Here is an 11195-nt window from a genome sequence, read left to right on the forward strand (position 1 = left end):
AGTGCCGGCCTGTCACGCCGGAGGTCGCGGGTTCGAGCCCCGTCACTCGCGCCACCTTCTCCGATAGAGCGGAGGGGGTGGCGCACCGCCCTTCCCCCCTCTTTCCGCATCTGGTTTCAGCCTCTCGCCGTTCGTCCTTGGGACGCCCGTCGCGCAATGCCGCGCCTTACGGCGATTTCACCTGTTTCGCCACATTCTCGCCACGATCCGCTACAAACGTAACGCTACATTTGTAGTGAGGCGCACCGGCCATGATCGAGACCCTGCCCCGGCGAGAACGTGACGTGTTCGAGGCCCTGTGCCGACTGGAACAGGCGACCGCCGCATCCGTGCGTGCGGCCCTGGCCGATCCGCTCAGCGACTCGGCCGTCCGCACCCTGTTGTCGCGCCTGGAGGCCAAGGGCCTGGTGCGGCGTCAGCTTGAGGGTCCGGCCAACCTCTATACGCCGGTGCCCAGCACCGACACGGTCGCCACCGGCGCCCTGACGCGCCTTATCGACACCTTCTTCAACGGCTCGGCCGCCGGAGCCGCGACCGCGCTGCTGGGCATGACCCGCAGTTTGCAGCCGGACGAACTGGCCGCGTTGGAGCGCGCCATCGACGAAGCCAAGGGACGCGGCCGATGACCGCCGTGCTGATCGCCCTGTTCGCCAAGTCGGCCGTGGTCGCGGGATTCGCCCTGGCCATGACCGCCCTGTTGCGTCGGAACACGGCGGCGGATCGCGCCGACATACTGCGCGCCGCCGTTCTGGTGCTGTTGATCCTGCCGCCGGTCGCCCTTTTCGGGCCGGACCTGGCCGTGCGCGTCCTCGAACCCGCCCCCGTTCTCCAGTCGGTCGCGCCCCAGACGATCCAGGCCGCCGTGCCCCTGCCCCGCACGACGGTTTCGGCGCGGATCATCCTGCCGTCGCCGTGGATCTGGGCCGTCGCGCTCTGGGGGCTGGGGGCCGTGCTGATCCTGGGCCGCTTCGGCCTGGGCATGGCGACCCTGGCCCATTGGAGCCGTCGCGGCCGTCGGGTCGATCAGGCCGACTGGCGGGCGGCGCTGCATCGTCTGGCCCCGGCGCGTCAGCCTCGGCTGCGGGTCTCGCCCGCCGTCGCCGCTCCGTTGAGCTGGGGACTGTCGCCGGGCCGCATCCTGATCGGTCCCGATCAGTTGGACCGACCGGACCAGGCCGAGGCCGTTCTGGCCCACGAACTGGCCCATATCCGTCGCGCCGACTGGCTGTTCCTGGCCCTGTCGCGCATCACCGTCGCCCTGTTCTGGTTCAACCCCCTGGTCTGGCTGGCCGCGCGCGAGCTTGAGCGGCTGTCGGAACAGGCCGTCGACGAAGCCGTGGTGCGCCGCATCGACCGGGAAACCTATGCCCGAACCCTGGTCGGCCTGGCCGCCCAGATCACCAAGTCCTCTCCCAATGGGGCCGCCGTCAGCATGACCGGTCCCGCCCGCTCTCTCGCCGAAAGGATCAAGACCGTCATGTCAGATCGCACGCCCACGCCCTCGCGGCCCTGGATGGTCGCCGTCGCCGTCGCCGCCCTGGCCATCGTCGCCACCCCGATCGCCGCGCTCGAACTGGCCGCCCGCGCCCAGGACCAGGCCGCCTCGCCCGCGCCGGCGGAACCCCGCGCCAGGGCCGTGTCGGCCGATGCCGACGGCGACCGTCGGGTCCATCGCACCATCATCACGCACAACGGCCAGACCACCCGTTACGTCGTCAACGGCGATGAAGCCTATGCCCTAAACGCAGACGGCGCCCGTCGCCCGATGACGGACGAAGAACGCCGCGACGTCCAACAAGCCCGAGAAGACGCGCAAGCGGCGGCCCAACAAGCCCGCGAAACCGCCGCCGAGGCTCGTGTCCACGCCCGTGAGCAGGCCATGCATGCCCGCGCCATGGCCGCCGAAGCCCAAGCCATGGCCGCTGACGCCCGCGCCCAGGCACAGGTCGCCGAACATATGCGCTCGGTCGATCACGCCGCCATTCGCGAGCAAGCGGCTCAAGCCGCCGCCGAAGCCCGCGTCCACGCCGCCCGGGCGCTCGTCGACGCCCGCCGCGCCCGTGAACAGGCCGTGCGCGCAATGGCCTCCGCCCGTGTGGAGATGGCGCGCGGCGCCGACGAGATGGACAACGGCGCCCGCCAGATGCGCGACGAGGCCCAGCGCCTGCGCGATCCGGCCTATCGCGCCCAGCAGATCGAACAGGAGCGCCGAGACGGCCGTACGGTCACGGATCGGCAGTTGCTGGACGCCATTCCCAAGATGCTGAGCGGCGCCGACCGGATGGAGGAAGGCGCGGCCCGGATGCGTGAATCGGCGCGCGCCCGCGACTGATCGAAAGGCCTTTTCAGCAAGGCTCCGTGGGGGCGCCGTAACGGCCGGTCACGGCCCGCGCGGCGCCCTCTTCCAATTCGATGACGATCAGGCGGTCGTATTCGCAGTCGCTCATGTCGGCGACCTCGGCCACGCCCAGCGCGCGGGCGATGGCCGGAACCGTGTTGCTGTGGCCGACCACCAGGACCACATCGTCGTCAGCGAGGGCGCGCAGGGTTTCGGCCGTCCGCGCGATGTGCGCCGCGCCGCCGCCGCTCAGATCCAGCGTCTCGACCGTCAACCCTGCCGCCTCGGCCGCCGGAGCCGCCGTCAGACGGGTTCTCTGCAACGGCGTGGAATAGACGTGGGTCAGTCCGGCCTGGGCCGTCACGGCGGCCAGGGCCTGGGCGCGCGTCAGGCCCGCCTCGGACAACAGGGGATCGGCGCTGGCGTCCACCTTTTCGGCGTGACGCACCAGGATGACGGTCTGGGCCGAGACCGGCTGGGCCATGAGGGCCAGGGCCGCGACGGCGGCGGACAGAGGTTTCACGCGGGTCTCTCCTCGAATGCGACGAGAAGGCTGGCGCGGGCGGCGACGCCTGTCCAGACCGTCAGTGGACGACGGATTCCCCAGCGGGATCGATGAAGGCCCGCTCGCCCGAGACGTCGCCATAGACCGTGCACAGCCCCTCGAAGACGCGATGCCAGGCGAACTGTTCGACCGCCTTGATCCGCGCGGCGGCGCCCAGGGCCTCGATGTCGCGGGCGAACAGAGCCTCGACGGCCTGGGCATAGGCGTCGGGATCGGCGCTCGCCGCCAACTGGCCGACGCTGACGTCCACCGTCTCGGCCACGCCCCCGGCGTTGACCCCGACCACGGGCCGTCCACAAGCCATGGCCTCCAGCACGATCAGGCCGAACGGCTCGCGGTCGTTGGCGTGCACGAAGGCGTCGCAACTGGCGATGATGCGCGCCACCGCCTTGGGATTGGCCTCGTACGGCAGAGAGATGACGCGGTCCTCGGCGGGCAGCCCCTGCCCCGCGCCGACCAGAACCAGATGATAGGGATCGCCCAGCTTCTGAACGGCCTCGATCAGCACATCGATGTTCTTCTCTCGCGCCGGACGGCCCGCGAAACACAGCAGTCGCGCCGTGGCGGGCAGGTTCAGCTTCTTCAGCAGCCAGTCGCGGTCGCGTCGATCGGGGCGGAAGGTGTCGACCTCGACGCCCAGCGGCTGAATGACGATGTCGCGGATGCCCGCCTCTTCCAGGCGGCGGGCGATATAGCGGCTGGGCGACACGACACGGTCGAACTGGCCGAACAGCCTGGCCCAGCGTTTCTCGACCGGCTTCTTGGCCCATTCGCCGAAATGCAGCGCCGCCAGGCCCGCCGGATCGGAATGGCAGAAGCCGACGACGGGGCAGCCGACGCGCTGTCCGGCCTCCAGCGCGCCCTGGCCCGGCGTATAGGGGTCGCCCGCCTCGATCACGGTCGGGTTCAGCGACGCCACCCAGGCGGCCCAGCGACGCACCGAGGTCGGCCAGCGATAGCCGTCGCCGAACGGCAGCTTGGTGGCGTGCAACTGGATGATGCCGTCCTCGCCCGCCCTGTGATGCGCGCCCGGCACCACCAGCGAATGCGCCACGCCGGGGCGGTTCGTCTCCAGCCAGGCCTTCTTGGACAGCAGATAGCGTTTCACGCCGCCCGACTTGGGCGCGTACAGCATGGTGGTGTCGACCAGCCGGGGCCGGGGGTCTTCACCGGCGGCCTTGGTGGCCCGCAGGGTGCGCGAAACCTCCTCGTCCCAGCCGGGGATCAGGCGCAGCTCGCCCTCCTGAACCTCAAGCCCCGCCAGGTTCATCAATTCCCGCTCCGAGGCGCTGATGCCTGACGCGCCGACGCGCGTGGCCCGCTTCTGGATGCGGCGAGCGGTTCGGACGCGGGCCATGTGGGACTTCACCATGACCGCGCCGTAGCGCCGTCACCGGCAAAGCTCAAGCGTCGTCCGTTTTCATGGGACCTTGGCCGAGCGGCATGTTCCGTCGCGTCAGGGCCTCGCGCAGCAACACCTCGACCTGGGCGTTGACCGAGCGCAGTTCGGCCGCCGCCAATCGCTCGACGGCGGCCATCACCTCTGGCGAGGCCCGCATCAGGAAGGACTTCCTGGCCTTTGCTCTGGGGCCTTGGGCCATGTCAGCCGTACAGGGTGCCCGTGTTCACGACCGGCTGAGCCTCGCGGTCGGCGCACAGCACCACCAGCAGGTTCGACACCATGGCCGCCTTGCGATCCTCGTCCAGCTCGACCACCTGGCGCTCGCCCAGGTCGGTCAGGGCGCTCTCCACCATGCCGACGGCGCCTTTCACGATCAGGCGGCGCGCGGCCAGCACGGCCTCGGCCTGTTGGCGCTTCAGCATGGCCCCGGCGATCTCGGGCGCATAGGCCAGGTGCGCCAGGCGCGCCTCATCGACCACCACGCCCGCGACCTTGACCCGGCCGACCAGTTCCTCACGCAGCCGGGCGGCCACATCCTCGGCGTCGGCGCGCAGGGTCAGCTCATGCTCCTCGCCGTGGTCATAGGCGTAGTGCGAGGCCAGGTCGCGCAGGCCGGTGTCGACCTGGATGTTCACGAACTGCTGAAAGTCATCGACATCGAACAGAGCCTGGGCCGAATCCTCGACCCGCCAGACGACGTTGGCCGCGATCTCGATCGGATTGCCGCGCTTGTCGTTCACCTTCAGCTTGTCCGACGTCAGATTGCGGACGCGCAGCGAGATCTTCTTGCGGCTGTACCAGGGCAGGACCCAACGCAGACCCGTTTTCCGATCGGTGCCGCGATAGTCGCCGAACAGCATGATCGCCATCGCCTCGTTCGGTTGCAGCGAATACAGGCCGCACAGGATGAAGCCCCCCAACAGCGCCGCCGTCACGCCTGAGGCCAGTTGCATCGGGTCGTCGGGGTTCTGGATGATCGACAGCGGCCCGGCGACCATCAACGCCAACCCCAGCAACAGCATCCATAGACCGCTGGCCGTCTTGGCGGGCGTTTCGGCGGATCGGGTCTCGAATTCTTTCATGTCGTCCTCCTAGCAGACATCAAAGTGATATCACATTGATTCCGAATACCGCAAGACTTGAGGCCGCCGGAACACGCCGAAACGGTTTCACGGCCTTGCATTCGCCTCAAATTCGAGAAACTTGGGGCATCGTGGCGCGGACCCTGTTAGAGGGTCGGCGGCGTCCAGCTTCGCGTGACCATCAGGGGTTGTTTCCGAATGCGTAATCTGCTCGCGGCGGCGGTGGCCCTCGCCCCTCTGATGGCCGCCACCGGAGTCCAGGCCGAGGTGGTCATCAACACCGCCCGACCGACTCCGATCGAAACCGCGAACGCGACGGGTTCGGGCGCCGACAGCATCCGCATCGCCAGCGGCGGCGCCGTGAACGTGACCTCCGGCACGGCCGTGACGGTCAACACCAACCACGGCCTGGACATCGACAGCGGCGGCTCGGTCTCGATGCTGAACGCGGCGGACGGCTCCACCGCGATCCTGGTCAACAGCGCCAACCCCGGCAACATCATCATCGGCGGCACGGTGGTCGTCCGCGACAACATCGACAGCTATCCCGACACCGACAACGACGGCGACATCGACGGTCCCTGGGCCAATGGAACGGGCCGCTATGGCCTGCGCATCGCCTCGGCGGGCGGGGTCACCGCCAATCTGTCGGTCGAAGCCGGCGGCACCATCAGCGTCGAAGGCAACAACTCCTACGCCGTGTCGATCGAATCGGCCCTGACCGGCGGCGTCAGCTCGCTCGGCGCCATTCGCGTGGTCGGCGACAACTCCACAGCCTTCCGCACGACCAACACGGTCTCGGGCAATGTCTATCTGGGCGGCTCCATCTCCTCCAACGGCGCGGGGGCGACCGGCGTCTCGATCGGCGGCGACATCGGCGGCCGCCTGACCCTGCAGGGCGACATCACCGTCTCGGGCTTCCGCTACACGGCCCGGGGTTCCGACACCTTCATCAACGGCCTTGAGGCCGAGGACAAACTGATCAGCGGCTCGGCCGTGGTGATCGGCGCCAGCGTCGCCAACGGCGTCGTGCTGGAGCGTCCTCCGGTCAATAACGACAACGCCAACAACGACGAAGACGGCGACGGCATCGGCGACGCGGGCGAAGGCACCGCCGCCATCAACGTCTTCGGCTCCGCGCCGGCCATTCTGATCGCCTCGAACAGCCAGAACATCACCTTGGGCGTGGCGGGCACGGGCGACAACGCCTACGGCTTCATCAACCGCGGCGCGATCGCGGGCCAGGGCGTCTATGACGGCATCGCCGCCAACGCCATGGTCATCGGCGGCGTGGCCGGCCGCACCGTCAACATCGCCGGCGGCTTCCGCAACGAAAGCACCATCGCGTCCCTGGCCAGCAAGGCCGACGCCACCACCCTGCGCTTCGGCGTCGGCGCCTCGACCCCGACCCTGGTCAACATCCTGGCCATCTCGTCGGGTCTGTCGACCAACGGCGCGCACCGCTCGACGGCGATCCAGATCGACGCGGGCGCCAGCCTGCCGAACATCACCAACTCCGGTCAGATTCTGGCCGCCTCGGCCGGCGGCACCGCCGCCGTGACGGCCATCCGCGACCTGAGCGGCAGTCTGACCAGCATCAACAACACCGGCTCGATCCAGGCCAACCTGTCCCCGAACGACGCCGGCGACGCGATGACCGGCACGATGGTCGCCATCGACTCGCGCGCCAACACGACCGGCCTGACGATCATCCAGAGCGGAACCCCCGGCACGGTCACCGCCAACAACCCCGACACCGACGGCGACGGCGTGCCGGACGCCAGCGAACCGGCGATCCTGGGCGACATCCTGATGGGGTCCGGCGCGGACCACCTGGATATCCGCAACGGAACGGTCGACGGCGCCATGAGCTTCGGCGCCGGGGCCGACCGCCTGGACATCACCGGCGGCGCCACGGTGCGCGGCGCGATCTCGGACAGCGACGGCCAACTGGCCATCAATGTCGCCAACGGCTCGCTGGAATCCCGCCAGGCCGGCGCGGTCAACATCAGCAGCCTGAACGTCGGCGCCAACGGCGACCTGCTGGTCACGCTGGACCCGGCCAATCACTCCAACTCCGGCTTCAACGTCAGCGGAAACGCGACCTTCGCCGCCGGTGCAGGCCTGGGCGTCCGCTTCGCCTCCCTGCTGGACGGACCTCAACGGTTCACTGTCATCAACGCCAACAGCCTGACCCTGGGCGGCGCGCTGGACCAGGCGGGGATTCAGGCCAATTCGCCCTTCCTCTATGTCGTCAGCGCCGGCGCCGACGTGGCCGCCGGCGACATCTATGTCGACGCCCGCCGCCGCACGGCCGCCGAGGCGGGACTGAACGGCGTCGAGACCTCGGCCTTCGACGCCGTCTATCGGGCGCTGAACGACAACACCGCCCTTCGCGACGCCTATCTGGCCCAGACCGGCCGCGACGGCTTCATGAATCTGTACGAACAGATGCTGCCCGACCATTCGGGCGGATCGCTGATCTCGCTGGCCTCGGGCGTGGACGCCGTGACCCGCGCCCTGACCGGCCGCAACGCCTCGGCCGCGCCGGGCGAGACCAGCGCCTGGCTGCAAGAGATCAACTTCTACGCCGACAAGGACAAGACCGACACCTACGGCTTCCGCTCCGAAGGCTTCGGCGTCGCGGGCGGCGTCGAGCGCGGCACCAACAACGGCGCCCTGGGTCTGTCGGTGGCCTTCACCTCGTCCGACTTCGACGACCCCGAGTCCGAGGCCGAGGAAGTCGTCTCCGCCAGCCTGATCGAACTGGGCCTCTATTGGCGCGCCCAGGGCCAGTACTGGACCACCTGGGCGCGGGCCGCGGCCGGTTACGCCACCTTCGATTCGACCCGCCAACTGGTCGGGGCGGGCCTGAACCTGCGCAACGAATCCAACTGGAACGGCTTCACCCTGGCGGCCGCCGGCGGCGCCTCCTACGAGCGTCACGTGGGCCGCTGGAACATCCGGCCCGAAGTCTATGCCGAGTATTTCTCGCTCAGCGAGGACGCCCGCGTCGAAAGCGGCGGCGGCGACGGCTTCGACCTGGAGATCGACGAACGCGACGGGCACCTGTTCTCGGGCGTCGCGGCGGTCAACATCGGCTACGGTTTCGGCCAGAATGGCTGGCTGCGGCCGGAACTGCGCCTGGGCTGGCGTCAGAATTTCTCGGTCGACGCCGGCGAGACCATCGCCCGCTTCGCCTCGGGCGGCCCGGACTTCACCCTGACCCCCGCCAGCATCGAGGGCGGCGGCCCGATCGCCGGTCTGCGCCTCAGCGTCGGCAACGAACTGGGCATGCTGACCATCTCGGCCGACGCCGAGAAGCTGGAGGACTACGTCCGCTACACCCTGCTGCTGCGGGCCAGCTTCCGGTTCTGATCATCGGGAAGACGGCGTGGAGCGCCCAGTCGCCTCTCCGCGAGAAGTCGCGACGGCTAGGCGCCTGATCGCGAATTCAGCCATGCCGCCTCGACCCTGACCCTCTCTAGCTGTCGCTGGCGACGAAGCGCGGGCGCGGACAAGACGAGCGGCGAAACCGAGGAACGGCTGGCTTCCATCGCGGCCGCCAGCCTGGATTGTGCGAGAAGGCTGCGCGCGAGTTGGGTTTGAAGCTCGATCGCGCCGGGGTGGCCTTGACCGAAGGCCGACGAGGTCAGCGTCAGCGCGGGAGACAACACCGCCTCCGCCTCCATCGCGCGCCCCTGCGCCAGAAGCGCCCGCGCCAAATTGCTCCGGGCGTCGCTGACTTGCGGATGATCGGCGCTGAGGATCCCCCCCAACGCCGCCAAGGCCCGTCGACTTTCGCGTTCCGCCAGAGCGTTCTCCCCCTCGACCATCAACACCGAGGCGTGAACGACCCTGGCGCTCGCGGTGTTTTGCGCGTCCGCGCCCAATTTCCTTTCAAGGTCCATGACGCTGCGCCGCGACAAGGCGTCGGCTTGCTCGACCTGGCCCAGGGCGAGCAACGCCTGCGCCAAGATCATCCGGGTCGTCGCCGTATCCTGATGGTCGAGACCGAGTTGCTTCTCCTGCACCCTCAAGCCGCGCCTCAGCAGAGTTTCAGCCCGTTCAGGCCGCCCGTCGAGTAGCATGGCCTGACCCGCCGAAACCAAGGCCGCGCCCGTAAAGACATGGTCCGGCCCGACAGCGGCGGCGAACACCTCGGTCGAACGCCGGAACAGGTCCGCCGCGTCGCCATACCGGCCCTGATAATTCCGCAACGTGCCCAGACGAGACAGCGTCAGCCCGGCTTTCAGGGTGTGGGCCTTGCCGCTGGCGACGAACACGCGATCCGCCGCCGACAGATACCCCTCAGCCTCCTCATACTTGCCCAGCGCCAGCAGGATCTCGCCCAGCGTGCCGAAATTACCGGCCGTTTCGGGGTCGTCCGCATCATAAATTTTCTCCGTCACGGCGACGGCGCGACGTGCGGGGACCTCAGCCTCGGCATAGCGCCCGAGATAGCTGTACTGATTGGCCAGATTGGCCAGGCCATCGGCCAGGTTGCGATCGAAGGTTCCCACCTGGGTCCAGACATCGACGGCCTGTTGCAGGAAGACCAGGGCCTGGGCGTTGAGACCGCGGCGGGACAAGACCCCGGCGATATTGTTCAGGCTTTCAGCCACATCGGGATGGATCTCGCCCAGAGCCGCAACCCGTATGGCCAAACCATCCCGAAAGATGGCCTCAGCCCCGTCATAGTCCCCCTGATCGAATTTAACCTGGCCGATGATATTCAGGCACGACGCGGTGATCGGGTGACGTGGGCCGAATGTAGCCGCGCTCAAGGCGGCCAGTTCGGTGGCGGCTTCGATGGCCTCGTCGAACCGCTCGGCGTCCCGCGCGCCCTCGGCCCGCCCCACCAGTCGTTCGATCTCGGCATACTCAGCCTCGGTCGGCTCACGCACGGCCGGGGGCACGTCGTTGATGTCGATGTAGGCGACGCTGGATTGCTCCGTCGGCGCCGCCGCGGCGGCCGCCTTCGGATCCTGCGCGGAAAACGCCAGCGCGGCCGCCATGCCCAATCCGACGATCATAGTCCCTCCCCTCGCCTGACTATCCAGGCGCGGCGGCGTCGGCGCAAGCGGCAGGGTGGTGGGCGGCGAGGGGTTCGAACCCCCGACCCCCTCGGTGTAAACGAGGTGCTCTGACCAACTGAGCTAGCCGCCCATCGCCACGCTCATGCCCGCCCCGGCCGCGCGGTTCAAGCCGCGGATCGACAAAGTCGATCACTCGGCACGCTCACATCGAATGGTTTCGAAAAGCACGGGTTTGCGTTTTCACAACGCGACGCGCACCTTGGCCCAAGGGGAGAAACACACATGCACTATGCGATCATTTCGGCGCCTGACAGCGCCACGCAATGCTTCCTGCGCGCGCCCTATATCAGCCAATACGACGTCGGCGTGGGCGATTTCACCGTGGTGGGCATGTTCATGTCCACGACCGGCGGCCCGATCATCGCGCGCAGGGATGATACGGGCCAGGCCGGGTTTCAACTGTCCGTCGGGACCGACGGCTCGATCCAATTCCACACCTATGGCGCGGGCATCAGCCAGGCCGCGACCGGGCCGAACGCGGTGCTGGACAACTGCTGCCACACCGTCGTGGGGGTCAGGAAGAACGGCGCCATACTGATCTATGTCGACGGCGTGTCCGTGCCGGTCACGACTTCGGGGGCCGGCCTGCAGAACATCACGTCCAACGTCGCCGTGACCCTGGGCGCCCTGGACCACGCGCCCGAGCCGCACCGCCAGTTCAGGGGCGGGCTGATGAACATCAGCTTCTGGAACATCGCGCTGGACGGCG

General features: G+C 68.6%; 9 protein-coding genes and 1 tRNA gene. 4 read left to right on the forward strand and 6 right to left on the reverse strand.

Features of this window, described 5'->3' with window-relative positions:
• Positions 1–251: 251 nt before the first annotated feature.
• Both V7D63_RS12290 and V7D63_RS12295 read left to right on the forward strand, forming a co-directional pair.
• A complete protein-coding gene (locus V7D63_RS12290) occupies positions 252–626 on the forward strand; it encodes a BlaI/MecI/CopY family transcriptional regulator (RefSeq protein WP_333592572.1) in 375 nt (124 codons plus the stop codon).
• Positions 623–2332 (forward strand): M56 family metallopeptidase, encoded by a 1710-nt coding sequence (locus V7D63_RS12295; protein ID WP_333592573.1) that lies wholly within the window; start codon positions 623–625, stop codon positions 2330–2332. The genes V7D63_RS12290 and V7D63_RS12295 overlap by 4 nt, the downstream gene beginning before the upstream one ends.
• A 13-nt stretch (positions 2333–2345) precedes the next feature.
• Here V7D63_RS12295 and V7D63_RS12300 read toward each other — a convergent pair whose 3' ends face one another.
• The 4 genes from V7D63_RS12300 to V7D63_RS12315 all read right to left on the reverse strand — a co-directional run bounded on the left by V7D63_RS12300 (position 2346) and on the right by V7D63_RS12315 (position 5387).
• On the reverse strand, positions 2346–2861 hold the full coding sequence (locus tag V7D63_RS12300) for a SixA phosphatase family protein (protein ID WP_333592574.1): 516 nt from the start codon (positions 2859–2861) through the stop codon (positions 2346–2348).
• 61 nt (positions 2862–2922) lie between these two features.
• The gene (locus V7D63_RS12305) at positions 2923–4173 is read right to left on the reverse strand and encodes a glycosyltransferase (protein WP_333592580.1); all 1251 of its coding nucleotides are present in this window, start codon (positions 4171–4173) and stop codon (positions 2923–2925) included.
• Positions 4174–4306: 133 nt separating this feature from the next.
• Positions 4307–4462: a hypothetical protein gene (locus V7D63_RS12310; RefSeq protein WP_333592575.1), complete on the reverse strand. Its 156-nt coding sequence runs from the start codon at positions 4460–4462 to the stop codon at positions 4307–4309.
• Between the two features lie 43 nt (positions 4463–4505).
• Positions 4506–5387, reverse strand: a complete 882-nt coding sequence (locus tag V7D63_RS12315) for an SPFH domain-containing protein (protein WP_333592576.1) — start codon at positions 5385–5387, stop codon at positions 4506–4508.
• 198 nt (positions 5388–5585) lie between these two features.
• Between V7D63_RS12315 and V7D63_RS12320 the strand changes: the two genes are divergently transcribed.
• Positions 5586–8765, forward strand: coding sequence for an autotransporter outer membrane beta-barrel domain-containing protein (locus tag V7D63_RS12320; RefSeq protein ID WP_333592577.1), 3180 nt, complete (start codon positions 5586–5588; stop codon positions 8763–8765).
• 56 nt (positions 8766–8821) lie between these two features.
• Here V7D63_RS12320 and V7D63_RS12325 read toward each other — a convergent pair whose 3' ends face one another.
• Together V7D63_RS12325 and V7D63_RS12330 are read right to left on the reverse strand one after the other, a co-directional pair.
• Complete coding sequence (locus V7D63_RS12325; protein ID WP_333592578.1) at positions 8822–10423, reverse strand: tetratricopeptide repeat protein; 1602 nt, start codon at positions 10421–10423, stop codon at positions 8822–8824.
• Positions 10424–10479: 56 nt separating this feature from the next.
• Positions 10480–10556, reverse strand: a tRNA-Val gene (locus V7D63_RS12330).
• A gap of 152 nt (positions 10557–10708) precedes the next feature.
• On the opposite strand from V7D63_RS12330, the gene V7D63_RS12335 reads away from it, so the two are divergent.
• Positions 10709–11195 (forward strand): LamG-like jellyroll fold domain-containing protein (locus V7D63_RS12335; RefSeq protein ID WP_333592579.1); only part of this gene is annotated, 487 nt, incomplete at its 3' end.

The sequence above is a fragment of the Brevundimonas sp. genome (assembly GCF_036732845.1).
Classification (GTDB): Bacteria; Pseudomonadota; Alphaproteobacteria; order Caulobacterales; family Caulobacteraceae; genus Brevundimonas.

Excerpts from the sequence above, each read along its gene's own strand:
- V7D63_RS12305 (WP_333592580.1), bottom strand. The coding sequence starts at position 4,173 with ATGAACCTGGCGGGGCTTGAGGTTCAGGAGGGCGAGCTGCGCCTGATC.
- V7D63_RS12315 (WP_333592576.1), bottom strand. The coding sequence starts at position 5,387 with ATGAAAGAATTCGAGACCCGATCCGCCGAAACGCCCGCCAAGACGGCC.
- V7D63_RS12320 (WP_333592577.1), top strand. The coding sequence starts at position 5,586 with ATGCGTAATCTGCTCGCGGCGGCGGTGGCCCTCGCCCCTCTGATGGCC.
- V7D63_RS12325 (WP_333592578.1), bottom strand. The coding sequence starts at position 10,423 with ATGATCGTCGGATTGGGCATGGCGGCCGCGCTGGCGTTTTCCGCGCAG.
- V7D63_RS12310 (WP_333592575.1), bottom strand. The coding sequence starts at position 4,462 with ATGCGGGCCTCGCCAGAGGTGATGGCCGCCGTCGAGCGATTGGCGGCG.
- V7D63_RS12290 (WP_333592572.1), top strand. The coding sequence starts at position 252 with ATGATCGAGACCCTGCCCCGGCGAGAACGTGACGTGTTCGAGGCCCTG.
- V7D63_RS12295 (WP_333592573.1), top strand. The coding sequence starts at position 623 with ATGACCGCCGTGCTGATCGCCCTGTTCGCCAAGTCGGCCGTGGTCGCG.